The 20,060-nt window shown below is 71.7% G+C and carries 18 protein-coding genes and 1 pseudogene; 6 read left to right on the top strand and 13 right to left on the bottom strand.

Annotated elements, in window-relative coordinates; all coding sequences use genetic code 11:
* Nucleotides 1–25: 25 nt before the first annotated feature.
* The 5 genes from IEY91_RS11365 to IEY91_RS11345 are packed head-to-tail and all read right to left on the bottom strand — an operon-like array spanning nt 26 to nt 5,976.
* Nucleotides 26–973 (bottom strand): sugar phosphate isomerase/epimerase family protein, encoded by a 948-nt coding sequence (locus IEY91_RS11365; RefSeq protein WP_229696867.1) that lies wholly within the window; start codon nt 971–973, stop codon nt 26–28.
* Nucleotides 970–2,235, bottom strand: coding sequence for a substrate-binding domain-containing protein (locus tag IEY91_RS11360; protein WP_189173817.1), 1,266 nt, complete (start codon nt 2,233–2,235; stop codon nt 970–972). The genes IEY91_RS11365 and IEY91_RS11360 overlap by 4 nt, the downstream gene beginning before the upstream one ends.
* Nucleotides 2,232–3,389, bottom strand: a complete 1,158-nt coding sequence (locus IEY91_RS11355) for an ABC transporter permease (protein ID WP_189173816.1) — start codon at nt 3,387–3,389, stop codon at nt 2,232–2,234. The genes IEY91_RS11360 and IEY91_RS11355 overlap by 4 nt, the downstream gene beginning before the upstream one ends.
* Nucleotides 3,386–4,399 (bottom strand): ABC transporter permease, encoded by a 1,014-nt coding sequence (locus tag IEY91_RS11350; RefSeq protein ID WP_229696866.1) that lies wholly within the window; start codon nt 4,397–4,399, stop codon nt 3,386–3,388. Before IEY91_RS11350 ends, IEY91_RS11355 begins: the two co-directional genes overlap by 4 nt.
* Nucleotides 4,396–5,976: a sugar ABC transporter ATP-binding protein gene (locus IEY91_RS11345; protein WP_189173895.1), complete on the bottom strand. Its 1,581-nt coding sequence runs from the start codon at nt 5,974–5,976 to the stop codon at nt 4,396–4,398. The genes IEY91_RS11350 and IEY91_RS11345 overlap by 4 nt, the downstream gene beginning before the upstream one ends.
* Before the next feature lie 200 nt (nt 5,977–6,176).
* Between IEY91_RS11345 and IEY91_RS11340 the strand changes: the two genes are divergently transcribed.
* The gene (locus IEY91_RS11340) at nt 6,177–7,475 is read left to right on the top strand and encodes an ROK family transcriptional regulator (RefSeq protein WP_373287919.1); all 1,299 of its coding nucleotides are present in this window, start codon (nt 6,177–6,179) and stop codon (nt 7,473–7,475) included.
* Nucleotides 7,476–7,532: 57 nt separating this feature from the next.
* Here IEY91_RS11340 and IEY91_RS11335 read toward each other — a convergent pair.
* A pseudogene (locus tag IEY91_RS11335) lies at nt 7,533–8,530 on the bottom strand (aldo/keto reductase).
* Between IEY91_RS11335 and IEY91_RS41735 the strand changes: the two are divergent.
* Together IEY91_RS41735 and IEY91_RS41730 are read left to right on the top strand one after the other, a co-directional pair.
* Nucleotides 8,502–8,756 (top strand): helix-turn-helix domain-containing protein, encoded by a 255-nt coding sequence (locus IEY91_RS41735; RefSeq protein ID WP_229696865.1) that lies wholly within the window; start codon nt 8,502–8,504, stop codon nt 8,754–8,756. The pseudogene IEY91_RS11335 and the gene IEY91_RS41735 overlap by 29 nt on opposite strands.
* Complete coding sequence (locus tag IEY91_RS41730; protein WP_229696864.1) at nt 8,750–9,208, top strand: MmyB family transcriptional regulator; 459 nt, start codon at nt 8,750–8,752, stop codon at nt 9,206–9,208. The genes IEY91_RS41735 and IEY91_RS41730 overlap by 7 nt, the downstream gene beginning before the upstream one ends.
* A gap of 39 nt (nt 9,209–9,247) precedes the next feature.
* On the opposite strand, the gene IEY91_RS11325 is transcribed toward IEY91_RS41730, so the two are convergent.
* Entirely contained in the window at nt 9,248–10,363 is a 1,116-nt protein-coding gene (locus IEY91_RS11325) for a beta propeller repeat protein (RefSeq protein WP_189173894.1), read from the bottom strand.
* A 56-nt stretch (nt 10,364–10,419) separates the two neighbouring features.
* A complete protein-coding gene (locus IEY91_RS11320) occupies nt 10,420–11,493 on the bottom strand; it encodes a hypothetical protein (protein ID WP_189173814.1) in 1,074 nt (357 codons plus the stop codon).
* Between the two features lie 205 nt (nt 11,494–11,698).
* Between IEY91_RS11320 and IEY91_RS11315 the strand changes: the two genes are divergently transcribed.
* Nucleotides 11,699–12,475 carry a S1 family peptidase gene (locus tag IEY91_RS11315; RefSeq protein WP_189173813.1) on the top strand — a complete coding sequence of 259 codons (777 nt, stop codon included), beginning with the start codon at nt 11,699–11,701 and terminating at the stop codon, nt 12,473–12,475.
* 110 nt (nt 12,476–12,585) lie between these two features.
* Here the strand turns inward: IEY91_RS11315 and IEY91_RS11310 are convergent, their stop codons facing one another.
* From IEY91_RS11310 to IEY91_RS11295, 4 genes are all read right to left on the bottom strand, one after another.
* Entirely contained in the window at nt 12,586–13,290 is a 705-nt protein-coding gene (locus IEY91_RS11310; RefSeq protein WP_189173812.1) for a cation efflux transmembrane domain-containing protein, read from the bottom strand.
* On the bottom strand, nt 13,290–13,625 hold the full coding sequence (locus tag IEY91_RS11305) for an ArsR/SmtB family transcription factor (protein ID WP_189173811.1): 336 nt from the start codon (nt 13,623–13,625) through the stop codon (nt 13,290–13,292). The genes IEY91_RS11310 and IEY91_RS11305 overlap by 1 nt, the downstream gene beginning before the upstream one ends.
* 64 nt (nt 13,626–13,689) lie before the next feature.
* Nucleotides 13,690–13,848, bottom strand: a complete 159-nt coding sequence (locus IEY91_RS11300) for a hypothetical protein (RefSeq protein WP_189173897.1) — start codon at nt 13,846–13,848, stop codon at nt 13,690–13,692.
* Nucleotides 13,841–14,230 carry an ArsR/SmtB family transcription factor gene (locus tag IEY91_RS11295; RefSeq protein WP_189173810.1) on the bottom strand — a complete coding sequence of 130 codons (390 nt, stop codon included), beginning with the start codon at nt 14,228–14,230 and terminating at the stop codon, nt 13,841–13,843. Before IEY91_RS11295 ends, IEY91_RS11300 begins: the two co-directional genes overlap by 8 nt.
* Nucleotides 14,231–14,346: 116 nt before the next feature.
* Here IEY91_RS11295 and arsM point away from each other — a divergent pair, with 116 nt between their 5' ends.
* Together arsM and IEY91_RS11285 are read left to right on the top strand one after the other, a co-directional pair.
* Nucleotides 14,347–15,168: an arsenite methyltransferase gene (gene arsM, locus IEY91_RS11290; RefSeq protein WP_189173809.1), complete on the top strand. Its 822-nt coding sequence runs from the start codon at nt 14,347–14,349 to the stop codon at nt 15,166–15,168.
* A 282-nt stretch (nt 15,169–15,450) separates the two neighbouring features.
* A complete protein-coding gene (locus tag IEY91_RS11285) occupies nt 15,451–17,436 on the top strand; it encodes an N-acetylmuramoyl-L-alanine amidase (RefSeq protein WP_373287918.1) in 1,986 nt (661 codons plus the stop codon).
* Between the two features lie 125 nt (nt 17,437–17,561).
* Here IEY91_RS11285 and IEY91_RS11280 read toward each other — a convergent pair whose 3' ends face one another.
* Nucleotides 17,562–19,916: a glycoside hydrolase family 95 protein gene (locus IEY91_RS11280; RefSeq protein ID WP_189173892.1), complete on the bottom strand. Its 2,355-nt coding sequence runs from the start codon at nt 19,914–19,916 to the stop codon at nt 17,562–17,564.
* Nucleotides 19,917–20,060 lie beyond the last annotated feature (144 nt).

The raw sequence follows: 20,060 nt of genomic DNA, 5'->3' as shown, positions 1-20,060 counted from the left end.
AAGTGCGTGGGCCCGAGGGCCCGGTTCAGAGGGCCGCGACGGCGCGGCGCAGGAAGCGCAGGCCGTCGGTCGCGAGGGCGTCCTGGCTCGGGGCGAGCGACCGCCACACGGAGGCGGCGACCGCGATGGCGTCGTTGTGCGCGGTGAACGACTCGACGCACAGCGCGCCCCGGTAGCCACTCTCGCGCAGCGCGCCGAGGAAGCCCGCCCAGTCCAGGTGGTCGGCCCCGGGGGTGCCGCGGTCGTTGGCGCACACCTGCACGTGGACGATGCGGTGCCCGGCCGCCGCCACGGCCGCGGGCAGGGAGCGCTCCTCGATGTTCTGGTGGTACGCGTCGAGCGCGATGCCGATGCCCTGCTCGGGCAGGCCTTCGAGGGCGTCGAGGGTCTGCGCGACGGTGTTCAGGAGGCTCGTCTCGTAGCGGTTGAGGGGTTCGACGGCAATGCGTACGGGGGCGGGGGCGGCGTGCGCGGTCTTCGAGGTGCTGGCGGCGGGCGCGGCGTGTGCGAGGACCGGCGCGATGTGCTCGCGCCACTCCTGGTACGCGGCCGCCCGTTCGGCAGCGCCCATCCGCCAGGTCCGGCCCACAGCGGCGTACACCGGGCCCGCGACCACCGGCGCGCCGATCGCGTGGGCGGCGTCGACGCAGTGGCGCAGGTAGTCCTGGGTGGCCCGCACCGTCGCCGGGTCGGCGCGGACGAGGTCGCGGCCGGGGGGCATGACGGCGATGACGGCGGCGGGCGCCAGGCCGGTGGTGTCGAGGAGCTTCGCGACGGCCGCGGGCTCCCAGTCGCCGGGCTGCTCCAACGGCAGCTCGACGCAGTCGAAGCCCCATCCGGCAAGGCGGGGCAGCACCTCGGCCAGGGTGTCGGAGGCGACGGGCGAGTGCCAGATCCACGGGTTGGCACCCACGGGCCAGCCGACGCCCGGCGGCCGGTCGTCACGCCCCAACTTCCCTGCGGGCGACGTCACTTCTTGCCTCCCCAGTCCCCGGGGAACCCGGGCATCTTCTGGCAGCCGCACATCGCGTAGTGCAGCGGCGGCATGCCGTCCTGGAGGTAGTCGTCGAGGTTGGCCTCGGTGACGGTGGGCTGCGGCAGCTTCCACTCCTTGGGGACCTGCTCGCCCTTGAGGACCCGCAGGGCGGCGATGACCGGCGTACGCCACTGGAAGGTCGGGTAGGTGGGCGCGATCGCGGTGAGCTTCTTGTCCTTCCAGGCCTGGAGGAAGTCCTGCTGGTCCTCGCCGGTGATCGGCGGCACGTCGGCGCCCGAGTCCTCGAAGGCCTCCACGGCGGCCACGGCGGTGGCGCCGGAGTCCATCCACACGCCGTCGACGGAGCCGTGCCGGGAGATCGAGTCGGACACGATGGACTTGGTCTTCGCCGGGTCGCCGTCGGTGAACTTCACGTCCACGACGTCGAGTTCGCTCTTGTCGAAGGCGAGCTTCGCGGCCGACCAGCGGGTCTCCAGGACGTCGACGCCGGGCGAGATGCGCAGCGCGAGGATCTTGCCCTTGGGCTTGACCTCGTCGACGAGGAAGTCGGCGGCGACCGCGCCGTAGCCGTAGCCGCCGATGGGGTTGATGAAGGTGACGGCGCAGTCCGTCTGCACGCCTCGGTCGAAGACGATGACGGGCAGCTTGCCGCAGGCCTCCTTCACGGCGGGCGTGAGGGTGGCGGTGGTGTTGGGCGAGACGATCAGCGCGTCGCATTCCTTGTTGCCCGCGAGTTCCTGGATGTCGGAGATCTGCTTGTCGTCCTTGCCCTGGGCGTCCAGGACGGTGAAGTCGTCGATCTCGTCGTGGAGTTCGACCTCGGCCTTCATCGTCTTGAGGCCGACCTGCCGCCAGGGGTTGAAGACTCCGGCGTTGGAGAAGCACAGGTGGACGTCGTCGGCGGAGCCCTTCTTCCGGTACTGGGCGGTGTCGGCCATCGCGGGCTGGAGCATCTGCTCCCACGGCTTGGCGGCCGGGCCCTGCGGAGTCTGCTCGCCGAGCTTCAACTGGCGGTCGTACTCGGTCCGGTCGAAGAACTTGGACGGCTTGTCGCCGCCGTCGTTCTTCTGCTCGGCGCTCTGCCCGGAGGCGGCGGGGCCGTCGGCCGGGGCGTCGCTTGAGCAGGCGGCGAGGGCGGCGAGCAGGGTGGTGGCGAGGACTGCTGCGGGGGCGGCGCGGCGGGTGCGCGGTGGCGTTCTGCTGATGCGGCTGAGGCTGCGGCTTCGACTGGGGCTCATGAGGGTGTCCCTCCGGATGGGGTGGCGGGTGAGGTGCCGGACGGGGTGGCCGGTGGGGTGCCCGATGCGATGCCTGGCGTAGAGCCCGGCGGAGCGCCCGGCGGCCGGGCGCGACGGCGGCGCAGCCGGGAGAAGTCGGCGGCCCCGATCCCGACGGCGGCGATGACGATGACGCCCTGGACGGTGGACTCCAACGCCCCTGACACGCCTTGGAGGTTGAGCCAGGTGAACAGCGCCTGGAGCGAGAACGCGCCAGCCATCGCGGCGACGACGCTGCCGCGCCCGCCGCCGAGGGCGACACCGCCGAGCACGACGGCGGTGATCGCCTCGAACTCGTAGCCGCGTCCCGCCTGCGCGGACACCCCGGAGAAGCCGCCGACGAGGACGGCGGCCAGCGCGGCGGCCACACCGGAGAACACGAACGCGAGGACGCGCGCCCGGTGCACCCGCACCCCGGCCAGATGTGCGGCGCGCTGACTGTCTCCGGTCGCGATGAGCGTACGGCCGAAGTCGGAGCGCATCAGGAGCACCACGAGCACACCGGCGGCCAGGCAGGCGAGCACCGCCCACGGCAGCCAGCCCATCGCCGTGCCGCGCCCCACCTGACGGAAGTCCTGGGGCAGTTGACCCTGCGGGGAGCCGCCGGTCCAGTAGAAGACGGCGCCTTCGAGGATCAGCATCATGCCGAGCGTGGTGATGAACGACGGCACGCGCAGCCTGGTGGTGATCAGCCCGTTCACGAGTCCCGCCACGGCACCCGCGAGCAGCAGCCCTGCGGTCATCAGCAGCCAGGGGGCGTCGGGGTACGTGCCGTAGACCTCGGCGGTCGCGACGACTCCGGCGGTGACGATCGCGCCGACGGACAGGTCGAACTCGCCGCACACGATCACCAGGTACTGCCCGGCGGCGAGGATCACCAGCGGCGCCGCGCGCTTGACGAAGGCGAGGAAGCGGTCGGGTTCGTAGAAGCCGGGGTCGGTCGCGGCGAGCGCGACGAGCAGCACGATCAGGAGGGCGTAGACGGGGGCGCCCGTGCCGAGGCCGCGAGCGATGGTCTTGTACGCGGCGGTCGTCGCCGTCGCGGCCCGGCTCTCGGCCGCGTCGGTCGCCTTGTCCGTATCCGTACCGGGGCTCGTTCCCGTACCGGTGCTCATGCGGGCCTCCTGGCGCCGCGCCGGGCGTAGAGGGCGACGGCGGCGATGATGACGACGCCGCGTACGACGTTCTTGAAGAAGGGGTCGACGCCGAGCTGGTTGAAGACGGAGTCGAGGACGGCGAGCACGAGGACGCCACCGAGGGTGCCGGCCACTCCCCCGCGCCCGCCCGCGAGGACGGTGCCGCCGAGCACGACGGCCGCGATGGACTCCAGGTCGTAGCGCGCCTCGGTGCCGGCCCACGGCGCTCCGGCGCCCAGGCGGGACGCGAGGAACAGGGCGGCCGCGCCCACGCACAGCGAGCACAGGACGTGCGCGGCGATCACGGTGCGGCGGGTGCGGACGCCGGACAGGCGGGCGGCGTGTTCGTCGCCGCCGGTGGCGTACAGGTGATGGCCGAAGCGGGTGCGCCGGGTGACGACCCAGAGCGCGGCGGCGACGGCGAGGAGCAGGAAGAGGGAGACCGGGATCGGCCCCATGCGGTCGTAGCCGAGGTGCTGGAAGGAGGCGGGGACCTTGCCGGCGGGACCGGTGTAGTTCTCCTCGATCCAGCCGCGCAGGATGAAGGCGGTGCCGAGCGTCGCGATGAACGCGTTGACCTTCAGGCCGGTGACGATGAGCCCGTTGGCGAGCCCGACGGCCGCGGACAGCGCGAGGACCGCGAGCACCCCCGTGACCACGGAGCCGTCCTCCATGGTGGTGGCGGCGACCAGGGTGCCGAGGCTGATGAGGTAGGCCACCGACAGGTCGAGGGAGCCGGTGAGGATGACAGCGGTCTGGCCGACGGCGACGAGGCCGAGTGCCACGCTGTTCTGCAGGATGCCGACGACGTTGGTGAGCGTGAGGAAGTCGCCGCCACGCGCGGCCACCACGATCCAGCCGATGCCGGTGACGGCGGCGGCCGCGAGCCAGACGCCGACTGCGGGGTCGGCGAGCCGGGAGCGGCCGCGCGGGGCGCGGGTCTTGGCGGGGGCCCGGTCGGCCTTGGGGGCGAGGGCGGTGCCGGTCATTCCGCTCCTTCCTGCGCTGTGGGGGCAGTGCCCTCGTGGGGCGCCTGGGCGGACGGGGGTGGCGGGTCGGACCGGGACGGCGGGTCGGTCGAGGGCGGTGGCTCGGGCCCGTCGGACGACGCGGTCGCGAGCCGCATGACGTCCTCCTCCGAAGCCCCGGCGGGCAGTTCCCCGGCGATCCGCCCCTCGGCCATGACGAGGATCCGGTCGCTCATGCCGATGAGTTCGGGCAGCTCGGAGGAGACGATGAGCACGGCGAGGCCTTCCTTGGCGAGGTCGCGCACCAGCGTGTGGATGGCGGCCTTGGCGCCGACGTCGACGCCGCGGGTCGGCTCGTCGAAGAGCAGCACGCGCGGCCGGGCGGCGAGCCACTTCGCGATGACGACCTTCTGCTGATTGCCGCCGGAGAGATAGCGGGCCTCCTGGTCCTCACCGCGCGCGTGCAGCCGGACCCTCTCCAGGAGCGCGGTCAACTCCCGTGCCGCTGGCGGCCGTTCGCGGTCGGGCACGGCACGCGTGACCAGAAGGGCGTTGTCCCGCACGGACTGGCGCAGGGCGAGCCCCTCGGCCTTGCGGTCCTCGGTGACGAGCGCGATCCCGGCGCGGATGGCCCGGCGGGGCGTGCCGGGCCGCAGGGGCGGGCCGCCGACGGTCATCGTGCCGGTGGTGAAGGGCGCGGCTCCGAACAGGGCCCGCGCAAGGGACGTACGCCCCGATCCCTGGAGCCCCGCGATTCCCGTCACCTCGCCCGCGCGCAGCGTCAGATCGATGCCGCGCAGCCGGGTGTTGCCGCCGCCGCGCACGGTCAGGCGGGTCTCGCCGACCTCCTCGGGGCGGGCGCGCGGCGGGTAGTAGGCGCTCAACTCCCGGCCCACCATGGCGCGCACGATCGCGTCGGTGCTGGTGTCCCGCGTGCGCACCGTCGTCACGTGGCGGCCGTCCTTGAGGACGGTGACGCGCTGCGAGAGCTCGAAGACCTCGCGCAGCCGGTGCGAGATGTAGAGGATGCCGAGGCCGCGGGCGGCCAGGCGGCGGACCAGCGCGTGCAGCAGTCCGGCCTCGTGGTCGGCGAGCGGCGCGGTCGGCTCATCCATCACGAGGACGCGTACGTCGGAGGCGAGCGCCTTGACGATCTCGACGGTCTGCTGCCGGGCGACGGACAGGTCCCGCACGTACGTGCGTGGCGTGATGTCCAACTCTCCGAGTTCGGTGAGGAGTTGGGTGGTACGGGCCTCCATCGCGCGGCGGTCGACGAGGCCGTAGCGGGTGGGCTCGCGGCCCAGGAAGACGTTCTCGGCGACCGTGCGGTGCTCCAGGAGGGCGAACTCCTGGTGGATGATGCCGATTCCGGCGGCCTGGGCCTGTGCGGGATGGCTGAAGTGGTGGCTCCTTCCGTCGAGCGTGATGGTGCCCTCGTCGGGGACGTGTTCGCCCGCGAGGACCTTCATGAGCGTCGACTTGCCCGCGCCGTTCTCCCCGACCAGGGCGTGCACCTCACCGGCGGCGAGGTCGAGCGAGACCCCGTGCAGAACGCGCACGCCGAGGAAGCTCTTGGACACGCCGTGCATCGCCAACATCGTGTGCGTCGCCTGCTTCGCATGCATCGCCTGCACCCTCAGCTCCTTCGGCAGCGGCCTGCAGAGCAATGTGATGAGAGGGCTTTGACCTGTCAAGGGCCCAAGCACGTTTGTTTACAAGGCATTTGACGGAGACTTACGTCGACGATCGAACAGCATCGGCCTTGTGAGCAGCGAAACTCGTCCCTAGGGTGACTGCCATGCCTGGAGCGCCGGATCACCCCGCATCCGTTCCCTCAGCCCCCGTTCCGTCCGCGGCCCTTCCCCCCGCGGCTCTTCCCTCCGCGTCGCTTCCGCCCGCGGCCCTGCCGCCCGTGGACGCGCCGCCCGTTCCGGCGGCCTCCTCGCCCGGTGACGTCCTCGCCCTGCTGCGGGCGGGATCCGCGGCGACCCGGGCGGACCTCGCCCGGCTCACGGGGCTCGCGCGCTCGACGGTCTCGCAGCGGGTGGACGCGCTCATCGCGCACGGCTTCGTGACGGAGGAGGCCGACGGCAACTCGACGGGCGGCCGGCCGCCGCGCAAATTGCGGCTGCGCACCCGTGAACACGCCGTGGCGGGCGTCGACTTGGGCGCGTCGCACTGCCGGGTCGTCCTCATGGACATCGGCGGCGAGACCCTGGCCCTGCGCGAGGACCCGCTGTCGATCGCGGACGGCCCGCAGTCGGTGCTCCGGCATGTGGAGCGCACGCTGCACGCGCTGCTCGACGAGACCGGGCGCACACCGGCGACGCTGCAGTCGATCGGCGTCGGCGTGCCAGGGCCCGTCGAGTTCTCCACCGGCCGCCCCGTCGACCCGCCCATCATGCCGGGCTGGCACCAGTACCCGATCCCGGAGTTCTTCGCCGACCGCTTCGGGGTGCGCGCGCTGGTCGACAACGACGTGAACGTGATGGCCCTCGCCGAACAGCGCCGCGCGTTTCCGGACACCCGCTATCTGCTGTACATCAAGGTCGGCACGGGCATCGGCTGCGGCATCGTCGCGGACGGCCGCCTGCACCGCGGCGCACAGGGCAGCGCGGGCGACATCGGCCACATCCGCGTCGGTGACCTGGAGGAACCCTGCCGCTGCGGCAACTCCGGCTGCCTGGAGGCGATCGCGGGCGGCGCCGCCCTCGCCCGCCGCCTCTCCGCCCTCGGCCTGGAGGCGACCTCGGGCAGCGATGTCGTACGCCTGGTGAAATCCGGCCACCGTGACGCGGTCCGCATGGTGCGCGAGGCGGGGCGCGCGGTGGGCGAGGTCCTGGCGGGCCTGGTGAACTTCTTCAACCCCGACACGGTGGTCGTCGGCGGCGCACTGGCCGCGGTCCACGACCAACTCCTCGCCGGCGTACGCGAAGCGGTCTACCGCCGCTCGCACCCCCTCGCCACCCACGTCCTGCGCATCGAGCCGAGCCGCACCGGCGAGAACGCGGCGGCGATCGGCGCGGCCATCCTGGCGGTGGAACACGCGCTGTCGCCGCGGGAGGTGGACCGGGTGGTGGCGGGGGGCGGGTACTGAGGCGGGCGGCGGGTACTGAAGCGGGCAGCGGGTACTGAGGGGGCCGGCGAAGGCGTATCAGCGGCCGGTTTCGACCTTCAGGTCGCCGCGCGTCACCGTGCGGGCGACATCGCTGGCGAGCATGTCGTGCGGGAGCCGAGTCCGATCGCGCTTGCCTCGTCGAGGCGGGCCAGTTGGGCGGCGGTGAAGTCGACCTCCAGGGCGCCGAGGTTGCCCTCCAGTTGGGTGGTGGTGCGGGCACCGATGAGGGGTGCCGTCACGCCCGGGTTCCGCAGGGTCCAGGCCAACGCGACCTGGGCGGGTGTGCGGTCCAGTTCCGTGGCGACCTCCTTCACGACGTCCACGATGGCCAGGTTGCGTTCGGTGAGGGCGCCGCCCGCGACGGTGACGCTCCTGCGGGTGCCGTCCTCGACGTTCGGCGCGGTCAGGTCGTCGCGGCTGTACTTGCCGCTGAGCACCCCGCCGGCCAGCGGTGACCACGGGATCACCCCGAGGCCCAGCTCGCGTGCCATGGGGATCAGGTCGCGTTCCCCGGTGCGCTCGATCAGGTTGTACTCGATCTGCAGCGCGACCAGCGGCGTCCAGCCGCGCAGGTCGGCGATCGCCTGCATGCGCGACACCTGCCAGGCCGGGGTGTTGGAGATCGCCACGTACAACACCTTGCCCTGCCGGACCAGATCGTCCATGCCCCGCAGGATCTCCTCGACGGGTGTCGTGAAGTCCCACATGTGCAGGTAGAGCAGATCGATGTAGTCCGTGTTCAGCCGTCGCAGACTGGCTTCCACCGACGCGAACAGGTTCCTGCGGTGCGGGCCCCCGGAATTCGGATCACCGGGCCGGCGCAGCGTCGAGTATTTCGTCGCAAGGACCAGGCTTTCGCGGTTTTCCCGGGTGAATTCGCCAAGCAGGCGCTCGGAGCTGCCATTGGTGTAGGTGCTGGCGGTGTCGATGAAATTGCCGCCGCGCTCGACATAGAGGTCGAACAGCTTGCGTGCCTCGTCCTGCTCGGCGCCCCAGCCCCATTCGGTGCCGAAGGTCGCCGCGCCGAGCGCCAGCGGTGAGAACGACTACGTCGTACGCCTCGAACAGGGCCGCGGGCTGCGGTCCTCGGCGAACGTGGTAGAGGCACTGGCCCAGGCACTGCGCCTGGCCCCCGACGAACGCGCCTACCTCTTCAACCTGGCCCAGCAGCGCCCCCGCAACGCCGACAAGCCCGCCACCACCGCGGCACCCCGCTGGCCCGGCTGGTCGCCGACCTGTCGCCGCTGCCGGCCATGCTGATGAACCACCGCTACGACATCCTGGCCTGGAACGCCGAAATGGCGACGCTGCTCCTTGATTTCGACACCCTGCCGCCGTCGCGGCGCAACGCGATGTGGCTGTGCCTGATCCATCCGGAGATACGTGAGCTCTACGTCGACCGCGCACGCGTCGTACGGGAGGGCATCGCCCATCTGCGTGCCGCGTGGGCCGCGCATCCGGAGGATCGGGCGCTGACCGACCTCATCGCCGAACTCACCACTCGGGACGAGGAGTTCGCGCGGCTGTGGGCCGAGCGGGACATCACGGTCAACGGCCGCGGGCGCAAGGTGCTGCGGCACCCTCACGTCGGTGAGATCGCGGTGGAATTCGAAGTGCTGATACCCCTACAGGATCCGGACCAGCAGTTGGTGGTCTACCGGGCCGCGGACGAGGAGAGCCAGTCGGCGTTGGACCGGTTGTGCGCTGGGTGACCACTTTGGGTTTCCGAGGTTGTTCCCGAAGTCGTTCCCCTAATTGTTCCCGAACCGCAGGATCCGCGGCGCGAACGTGCCCTCGGGACCGGCGGCCCGTCCCACCGACCACGCCGTCTCCGAACCCGGCACCGGCGCAAGCCGCAGCGTCGAGGAGTCACCCTCCCCCGCCACCACCGGTTCACTGTGCTCGGCGAACGACTGGCCGTTCCAGGCGAGGAAGTCCGGCCCGGGGATGAGCGGCGGATTACTGCCCGGCGGGGCCCACTTCAGCGAGCGGGCCACCGAGACCCAGCCCAGCCCGCCGGACGAGTCGGGCGCCAGGGAGGTGATCGAGCCGAAGTCGGCGGGCACGGTCACCTTGCTCCACGCCTGCCCGTCGAAGCGGACGAGGAGCGGCGGAATCGGCCGTCCCGGCGGGCCGCCGACGAACCCGGCCGTGCCACCCGCCCACACCTCCGTCGGCGAGACCGCGAGCACACTGCTCACGCCCGACCGCGGGAACCCGTCCACGATCTTCTGCTCCCACGCCTGCCCGTTCCAGTGCGACACGGCCGCACCCGAGTCGGCTGCGCCCGCGGCCCAGACGTCGTCGGCCGCCTTCACGTGCAGCCCGTACACGTACCCCGGCGGCACCGGCATGTCCTGCCAGCCGCTCCCGTCCCGGCGCAGCAAGACCTGCGCGCCGGCTCGCGAACCGATCAGCCAGGTCTCCCCGCCGCCCGCGGCGACTCTGGTCAGCGCGACTCCGCCCGGCGGCGGGCTCTCGGTCCACGCCTTGCCGTCGTGGCGGAGCAGACGGGTACCGCCCGCCGAGTCGCGGCCGACCGCCCAGACCGCGGTCGGTGAGGTCGCGGCGATGGACAGCAGCTCGCCCTGCCAGCGGATCCCGGGCAGGCTCTGGCGCTTCCACGCGGTTCCGTCCCAGCGCAGCACCAGCGGGAAGCCCGGCGCCTGGCGGCCGACGGCGTCGGCGCCCACCGCCCACGCCCGGTCGGGACCGAACGCCACGGCCTCGTTCAGCCCGGCCTGCGGGCGCACCTCCGCCGGGACCGGGACGTGCTGCCAGGACGGAGCCTCCGCCGCGGCCGAGGACATGACGGCCACGAGGGTCATGGCGACGGCGAGGGCCGCGACGAGAAGTCTTCGTGCCAGGGGAAGTCTTCGCGTCCTGGGCAGTCCGCGTGTCATGGGAAGTCCGCGTGCCATGGTCAGCCTCCCAGCCGCTCGCTCATGAGGTTCGGTTTCGTGCCGTAGATCTCGACGGTCCCGAAGGACAGCAGCGCGGACCCGACCCTGGCCAGCGCACGCGGTTTGACGTCGATGGCGTTCGTGCGCTTCGGGCCGTAGGAGAAGGTGGTACGGCTGCCGTCGACCCGTGCGTACTTCGACTGGAACGCGCGGTCGCTGATCACCGGCAGCCACAGCGCGCCGTCCGGGCCGCGCACCATGGCCTCGGTGTAGGTGTCGCCAAGGGGTGGGTAACTGGTGCGCCAGGTCTGCCCGTTGAAGGTCATCAGGTAGGTGCGGGCCACGCCGTCGGTGTACTGGCTGCCGCCGATCGTGGCCCGTCCCGAGGGTTCGAGCAGGATCGTGTGTACGTTGCTGTTGGGCGGCAGCGACACGTTCGCGTCCCGCCACGCCGTGCCGTCCCAGCGCAGGACGGCGGACCCTCCGTCGCGTTTGTCCGCCCAGGCCCAGACGTCGGTGGCGGTACGCGCGTTGATCCCCATCACGTACAGCACATCGTCCGGGGTGGACTGCGTGGTCCAGCCGGAACCGTCGTAGTGCAGCACCTTCAGGCCGGTCTCGTCCTCACCGACGACCCACGCGCCACCCGGCACCGCGGTGAAGTCCTGGTACGTCCACAGGGTCTGCGGCAGCGGGACGGCGCTCCACTGCCCCGCCGCCGACCGGCGCAGGATCTCTCCCGCGCCCGCGCGGTTGTGGAAGATCCACACCTCCTTGCCGACGAACTGCACCTTGCCGAGCCAGCCCAGTTCACCGGCGCCGGGGAACGCGGTGTCCCGGCTCCACGCCTTGCCGTCCCACCGGTACAGCATCGGCCGCAGTCCGTCGGCGGCGTGCTCGTACCCGGTCGCCCACGCCTCGCCCGGCCCGCGGGCGGCGAGATCCTTCACGGTCACCGGCGGGGTGGCCGCGGGCACCGGCACCGCCGACCAACTCGGCTTCACAGCCGCGGCCGGTGACGCGACCGCGGTCGGCGACACCACCGCGGCACAGGCGAGCACAAGACAGGCGACAACCGCACGGAGACCGTTCACGAGACCCCCCACAACGCGAAGGTCGCACAGGCTATTGGCCTTCACCCACCAGCGCAATGACACAGCGTCAGAAACTCGACACCGTACGGGACTTCCAGCTGTTGTGTGACGTGTGAAATGGTACACATCACGTCGATGTCGCGGACATGACATGCAAGATCAGCTAGTCCTCCCCCCTCAACCCCCCACAAAAGGCAGGACAGTTATGAGAAAGCGAACCGTCATACGCAGGTTGCCGCTGCTCGGAGCGGCGCTCACAGCACTGGCCACCAGCGCGCTCGCCGTACCCGCGGCCGCTCACGGGAGCACCGGCCAGGACACCGCCCCCGGCTCGGTCGGCACCCGCATCGTCGGCGGCCAGTTCGTCACCGTACAGAAGCCCTCCATCGCATCACTCGGGGGCGCGAACCACCGCTGTACGTCGACCATCATCGCCCCGCGCTGGGTGCTCACCGCCGCCCACTGCGTGGGTCCGGGCGACCGTCCCCTCGTCCGGATCGGCTCCCTCGACCGCACGCAGGGCGGCATCACCGCCCAGGCCGTCAACGTCGTCCAGCACCCCAACTACAACTGGCCCAGTAACGACGTCGCCCTGGTGCAGTTGGACCGGAACGTGAACACCACCTACTCCCCGCTGGCGAGCGCCGCCGACCTCGCCCAGAACCAGACGGCCGAGGTCTACGGCTGGGGCGCCGAGCGCGCCGACTGGGGCGGCCCGCTGCCCACCAGGCTCAAGTACGCCAGGGGCGCCATGATCGGCACCAACTGCACCCCGGCGAACCCCGCCGTCCTGTGCTTCGGCGCGGGCAACGGCACCACGGCCGGCGGCGACTCCGGCGGACCGCTGATGGTGTGGAGCCCGTCCGGCCGATGGGTGCAGGCGGGCGTCAGCGCGGTCGGCCCGAAGCCGTCCGGAGGCTGGAGCGGCTACACCAACATCGTCAACAGCCGCGCCTGGATCAGACAGATCACGGGCGTGTAGGGCCAATTGGCTCCTCGGCCCCGAGGCGGCGTCGTGCCCCGCGAGAGCGCGGAAAGCTCGCGCTCGAGCGGGGCATCGATGCGGCACTCGTGCAGGAGCTCACCGACGTTTCACCCGCAGCAGTCACACCCACCCCCGCACCCTCCCTCACGCGCCTCCGCCGCAGCGGGCGCCGACGCCGGAGCCGCACAGCACCCCTTCCCCCGCCACGCGTCGCGCCCTTCCTTCACGGCGACGGCGGCTATGACCAGGGCGGCGATGGGGTCGGCCCAGGACCAACCGAGGGTCGCGTTCAGGAGGAGGCCCACGAGGAGGACCGCGGAGAGGTACGTACACAGAAGGGTCTGCTTGGAGTCCGCCACCGCGGACGCCGAACCGAGGGCGCGGCCCGCGCGGCGCTGCGCGGCCGACAGGAACGGCATGATCAGCAGGGAGAGCGAGGCGATGGCGATGCCCGGCACGGAGCTCTCGGCCTCGCCGCTGCCTGCCAATGCGCGTGCCGCGTCGATCGACACGTACGCCGCCAACGCGAAGAAGGACAGCGCGATGATCCGCAGGGTCGTCCTCTCGCGGGCCTCGCGCACCGCGTGCTCGCGGGCGGAGAACTGCCAGGCGACGGCGGTGGCGGAGGAGACCTCGATGACGGAGTCCAGACCGAAGCCGATCAGCGCGGTGGAGGACGCGAGGGTTCCGGCGGTGAGGGCGACGACCGCCTCGACGACGTTGTACGTGATCGTCGCCGCGACCAGAAGCCGGATGCGACGGGCGAGCGCGTCACGGCGGGCCGGGGACGGCCCGAAGGATATCGCCGACATCAGCAGCAGCCCTGCGCCTCGGCGTCCACGCACGTCTTGTCCGCCTCGACGGCGACGACGGCGGCGCGCAGGTCGTCGAGAGCGTGGCCGAGGCGCTCGTCGGCCAGTTCGTAGCGGGTGCGGCGACCGTCGGGCACCGTGACGACGAGCCCGCAGTCGCGCAGGCAGGCCAGGTGGTTGGAGAGCCGGGTACGGGAGACGCCCAACGCGTCGGCGAGGTCGGAGGGGTAGGCCGGGGCCTCGCGCAGGGCGAGCAGGATCCGGCACCGGATGGGGTCGGCGAGCGCGCGGCCGAAGCGGGCGAGGACGTCGATGTCGGAGGCGATGGTCAGCACGTCTCCGACAGTACATTCAATCCTGAATTCAGGGAATCGTGGACCGTCAGTGAGAGTGCTGCGGTCACGCGGCCAGTTCGGCGAGCAACCCTCGTACGCGCCGCTCGATCTCGTCTCGGATCGGGCGTACGGCCTCGACGCAGCCCGCGTTGTGCACGCACACGAACAGGACGGACGGCTTCGGGCTCGGGGATGCCTCCGGAAGTGACGCGGCGTCAGGCATGGGCGCGCGCCTCCGATTCGGGAGCGTTCGGGCGGTCGGCGAGGATCGCGGCCAGCCGGTCCGTCATCTCCGGCAGGAGCCGGTAGTACACCCATGTCCCGCGGCGCTCGGAGTCGATGAGTCCGGCCTGCTTCAGGAGCTTGAGGTGGTGCGAGATCGTCGGCTGCGACAGGTCGAAGGCGGGCGTGAGGTCGCAGACGCAGATCTCTCCCCCGGCGCGCGAGGCGATCATCGAAAGCAGCCGCAGCCGCACCGGGTCGCCGAGCGCCTTGAAGACCTTGGCCAGCCCGACTGCCTGACCCTCGTCCATGGGCGCGGTGAGCAGCGCGGGGCAGCAGCCGTCATCGTCCTGACCGAGCACCACCACCTCTTGATTCGACATTCATCTATGTTGACAGGTTTCGATACACGGAGCAAGCTTGCATAGACAGACATCGATACAGAAATCGATACAGACGTCGATCGATGACGTAGACGACGTAGGGGAGCGCGGCAGCCATGACCGACACGACCGACCAGCCCACCGACCAGTCCCCCGACCTCCGCGAGAGCGTCCGCCGCAGCTATGCCGCCGCCGCAGTCCAGGTCACCGAAGGCGGCACCGCCTGTTACGGCAAAGACTGCAACACCACCGCAGGCGCGGCCCCCGACATCGACGAGAACTTCGGCGCCACCCTCTACACCCCCGCCGACCGAGACGCTCTCCCCGCCGAAGCCGTCGCCGCCTCCCTGGGCTGCGGCAACCCGATGGCCGTCGCGGACCTGCGGGACGGCGAGCGCGTCCTCGACCTCGGCTCCGGCGGCGGCATCGACGTGCTGCTCTCGGCCCGGCGCGTCGGGCCCACCGGCAAGGCGTACGGGCTCGACATGACGGACGAGATGCTGGCCCTCGCCCTGGCCAACCAGAAGAAGGCGGGCGCGACGAACGTCGAGTTCCTGAAGGGCACCATCGAGGCGATCCCCCTGCCCGCGGCCACGGTCGACGTCGTGATCTCCAACTGCGTCATCAATCTGTCGACGGACAAGCCCGCGGTCTTCGCGGAGGCGTTCCGCGTGCTGGTCCCCGGCGGCCGCGTCGGCGTGCTCGACGTCGTCGCCGACGACACGCTCTCCCCCGACCAGCGGGCCGAGCGCGGCGACTACGTGGGCTGCATCGCCGGGGCACTGTCCTTCGCCGAGTACCGCCGGGGCCTCGAAGCCGCCGGGTTCACCGGCGTCGAGATCACGCCCACGCACGCCGTCGCCGACGGACTGCACTCGGCTGTCGTACGCGCGACGAAGCCCACCACTACGGCGGGCGCCCCCGCCTCCGACGCGTAATCGTCGGTACGTCACCGCCGACCGGCCCCACCTCCTCCGCCGAACAGGTGGACAGACAAACCCCGGTCGACCCAGGTCACGCCCCCGCATTGGTCCACTCCACTGACGCGCCGCAGGCGATGGCGCCGCCCGTGGCGAAAACACACCAGACCGGCGCTGACATGGGAAATCCCTTCTCCTGGGCATGATTGACGGATCGTCGGAGAGCCGGTACCACTGACGCACGCCCGGCCCCGCACGCCCCGTCACGCTTCACCGGCCCGGAAGTCCCAGGAGGCAGCCTTGCGAGGATCCGTCACCGCCCCCGTCCCGCCCGCGCGCACACTCACCGTGAGGGTGGCGGGCGCCCTCGCGTCGGCCGCCCTGCTGGTCCCGCTCATCGGTGCCGCGCCTTCGTCGTCCACCCCCGCCTCGTCGGCCGAGTCGGCCGGTGGCCTGCAGAGCGCCTTCGCCGCGGCCGCCGCCGAGTACGACGTGCCGCAGAGCGTGCTGCTTGGCGTCTCCTATCTGCAGTCCCGCTGGGACGCGCACGGCGGCGCCCCCAGCGTCACCGGCGGCTACGGCCCCATGCACCTCACCGACGCCCGCACCGCCCTCGCCACCGCCCCGCACCACAGCCACGGCAAGGAGGACCCGCGCGGCGACGCCTCGCGGCGCACCCTGCTGCCCAAGGGCGAGCCGCCCAAGGAGTCCCAACTCCCCGCCCGTTTCAAGACGTTGAAGCGCGCGGCGAAGCTCAGCGGCCTGCCCGCCGACCAACTCCGCGAGGACCCGGCCACCAACGTCCGCGGCGGTGCGGCCCTGCTCGCCGCCGCGCAGAAGGACCTCGGCAAGCCGCTCAGCGCCGACCCGGCCGACTGGTACGGGGCGATCGCCCGGTTCTCGGGAGCCGACGACCGGGCGAGCGCGGCCACGTACGCCAATGACGTGTTCGCCGTGATCCGCGACGGCCAGCAGCGCACGACCGACGCCGGCCAGCACATCACGCTCACCGCCCGGCCCCAACTGACGCCGGACGCCGCCCAGTTGCGGGGCATGGGCCTGCGCAAGGTCTCCGCCGCCGGGACGGACTGCCCGAAGACTCTCGCCTGCGAGTGGATCCCGGCGCCGTACGAGGAGTTCGGCGACGGCGACTACGGCAACCACGACAAGGCCGACCGCCCCAAGAGCCAGGGCATCAAGTACATCGTCGTGCACGACACGGAGGGCACCTGGGAGGGCGTCCTCAAGATGGTGCAGGACCCGACGTACGTGTCGTGGCAGTACACGCTGCGCTCCAACGACGGCCACGTCGCCCAGCACGTGCGCACCAAGGACGTCGCCTGGCACGCGGGCAACTGGTACGTCAACGCCAAGTCCGTCGGCCTGGAGCACGAGGGCTTCCTGACGGCGCCCGACACCTGGTACACGGAGGCGATGTACCGCTCGTCGGCGCGCCTGGTGAAGTACCTCGCCAAGCGGTACGACATCCCGCTGGACCGCCAGCACATCCTCGGCCACGACACGGTGCCCGGCACCACGGCCGCCACCATCCGCGGCATGCACACCGACCCCGGCCCCTACTGGGACTGGCAGCACTACTTCACCCTGCTCGGCAAGCCGTTCCACCGCACCGCGGGCCCCTCGGGCGGCCTGGTGACCGTGGCGCCCAAGTTCACGGAGAACAAGCCGGTGTTCACGGGCTGCGCCAAGCCGGGCGAGACGTGCACGCCGCACGGTTCGAGCGCGGTGCGCGTGTACACCGAGCCGCGTGAGGACGCCCCGCTGATCAAGGACATCGGGCTCCGTCCGGGCGGTGAGCCCTCGACGATCGGCGTGAACGACATGGGTTCGCGCCTGTCCACGGGCCAGCAGTACGCGGTCGCCGAGCGCAAGGGCGACTGGACGGCCGTCTGGTACCTCGGCCAGAAGGCCTGGTTCAAGAACCCGAAGAAGCAGCCGACGGCCGTCGACGCGCGCGGCCTGGTCGTGACCCCGAAGGACGGCACCGCCGAGGTCCCGGTGTACGGCCGCGCCTACCCGGAGAAGGAGGCGTACCCGGCGGAGGTCCCGGTGCAGGCCGTGTCCCCGCTGCCGTACAAACTGCTCGCGGGCCAGCGGTACGCGGTCGGCGACAAGCTGCCCGGCGAGTACTTCTACTCGCCGACGTTCGACCTCGCCCCGCACCGCGTGGTGCGCGGCAAGGACACGTACTACGAGATCCAGTTCGGCCACCGGGTGGCGTTCGTGCGCGCCGCCGACGTGAAGGTGGTGCGGTCCGGGTCATGAGCGTGCGGGCTCCGCGGGCCGTGCGGTCCGCGGGGCCGGCGGGCCCCTGAGGGGCCACCGGGAACCGTCGGGCCCGGACCTGCGTGGGGGCAGGCCCGGGCCCGACGCGCGCTCGCAGCGCGTGGCTACCGGAAAACGTGACGGCGGCCCGCCACCGCCTTGAAGGTCCGCTCGCCGCCCGCCAACAGCGCACAGCGCACCGTCAGTTCGCGGGTCCGGGAAGCGTGTACGACGACACGGGTCGCTCGCCCGTCCGCCCAGTCGATGTCGACGGTGGCACCGCCGCGCGCCCTCAGCCCCCGCACCGATCCGTCCGGCCAGTCCGCGGGCAGGGCGGGCAGCACCTCTATGACGTCGTGCTGGCTCTGCAGCAGCATCTCGACGACGCCGGACGTGGCGCCGAAGTTGCCGTCGATCTGGAACGGCGGGTGGGTGTCCCAAAGGTTGGGCAGCGTCGAGGACTTGAGCTGTTCGCCGAGCATCCTGTGCGCGTGGTCGCCGTCGCGAAGCCGTGCCCAGAAGTTGATTTTCCAGGCTTTGGACCAGCCGGTGCCGCCGTCGCCGCGCGCGTTCAGGGACACCTTGGCGGCCTCGGCCCACTTGCTGCCGGGTTCGATGTGCCGCCCGGGGTGCAGGGCGTAGAGGTGGGAGACGTGCCGGTGGTCGTCGCCGGGGTCGTCGAGGTCGGCCTTCCACTCCTGGAGCTGCCCCCAGGAGCCGACGCGCAGGCCGGGGTCGAGCCGGTCGAGGCTCTTCTCCAGGCGGATGCGGAAGGAGGGGGCGTCGCCGAGGACGCGGGCGGCCTCCAGGGTGTTGGTGAGCAGTTCGCGCACGATCTGCTGGGACATGGCGGCGCCCGCGGTGAAGTCGCCGTGCTCCGGCGAGTAGCTGGGGGTGACGACGAGCGTGCCGTCGCGCGGGTCGGTGCGCAGCTGGTCGAGCCAGAACTCGGCGGCCTCCTTCAGGACCGGGTAGGCGGTGTGCCGCAGATAGCGGGTCGACCCGCTGAAGCGGTAGTGCTCGTAGAGCTGCGAGGTCAGCCAGGCGGCGGCCTCGGGGAACCAGAACGCGGTCGACCAGTCGTGGACGCCCGTGAAGCCGTACGGGTTGGTCTCGTTGTGCACCACCCAGCCCGGCGAGCCGAACATCTCGCGGGCGGTGCGCCGCCCGGGGGCGCGAAGGGCCTCGACGAACCGGTCGTAGGGCGCGGTGGTCTCGGCGAGGTTCGCTGCCTCGGCCGGCCAGTAGTTCATCTGGAGATTGATGTTCACGTGGTAGTCGGCGGACCAGGGCGGGGCCGTGCTGTGGTTCCAGACGCCCTGGAGATTGGCGGGCAGCGAGCCGGGGCGGGAGGAGGCGATGAGGAGGTAGCGCCCGTACTGGAAGAAGAGCACTTCAAGTGCCCGGTCGGCAGCGGATGTCGGCGCTCCACCGCCGTACGCCTTCAGGAGCTGGTCGGTGGAGAGATCCGGCGGCGCCTGGTGACGGAGGTCGAGGGCGACGCGGCCGAACAGGGCCTGGTGGTCGCGCACATGACGTTCCCTCAGCTCTGCCTGACCGCGGGCGAGGGCTTCGTCGACGGTGCGCGTGACGGCCGGGTGCGGGTCGTCGCCGCGATAGTCCGGGTAGGTGTCGGCGTAGTCGGTGGCGGCGGCGAGCACGAACCACACGTGATCGGCGCCGCTGACGGTGAGGGTCCCGTCCCCGTTCGCGACCAGCGTGCCGCCCTGCTGCGTGACGCGCAGCTGCGCCTCGAACTTCAGGCCGTTGTCGGCGAGTTCACCGCGTACGGTGACGCGGTCGCGTTCGGCCTCGGCGGTGAAGTCGGCGCGGGGTGAGGTGTAGCGCAGGGTGCAGGTGACGGCTCCGGGCCGGTCGGCGGCGAGCCTGCCGACGATCACTCCGTCGGGGTGGGAGGCGAAGAACTCCCGGGTGTGGCGGGCGCCTTGATGGGTGTACGTGACGTCCGCGACGGCTTCGCGCAGGTCCAGGGCGCGGCGATACGAGGCGTCGGGGGCGTCCGGCGCGCCGGGCACGTCGATGTGCAGGTCTCCGAGGGTCTGGTGGGCGCCGTAGCCGCGCCGGGCCTGGCCGAGCCGGGCGGCGACGGCGTCCGGGGCGAGTCGGCCGTGCTCGTCGAGGTCCCGCTGGACGGCGTCCAGGGCGTCGGGCCGGGGTGCGCGCCAGTTGCCGAAGTCGTAGCCGTCCTTGGCGCCGGGGCCGCCGGTCCACAGCGTCTTCTCGTTGAGCTGGAGCCGCTCGGAGGCGAGGGTGCCGAAGACCATGGCGCCGAGGGCGCCGCTGCCGATGGGCAGCGCCTCCCGCTCCCAGTCGGCGGCCGGAGTCCGATACCAGAGCCGCAGGTCATCGGATGACTCGATGGAGCCCTGGGGACCGCCGGGGCCCTGGTCGGCGGCCTGCCCGTCGACCGCCGGACCGCCCAAGGCCAGTGCGGCGCCCGCACCCAGAGCGGACTGCATGGTGGTTCTGCGGGTGAGTCCGGGCCGTGGCGGCTGCCGTCTGCTGGACTGTCGTCTCATGGGCCGCCACGCTAAAAGTCCGATGACTCACCTGACAAGGCACATGACAAACCCACTCCTTGGACGGAGTGGGCAGGCACTTGG

This window comes from Streptomyces lasiicapitis (genome assembly GCF_014646335.1).
Classification (GTDB): Bacteria; Actinomycetota; Actinomycetes; order Streptomycetales; family Streptomycetaceae; genus Streptomyces; species Streptomyces lasiicapitis.
Note: the sequence above shows the minus strand (reverse complement) of the source record. Positions and strands in the feature narration are given on the sequence as shown.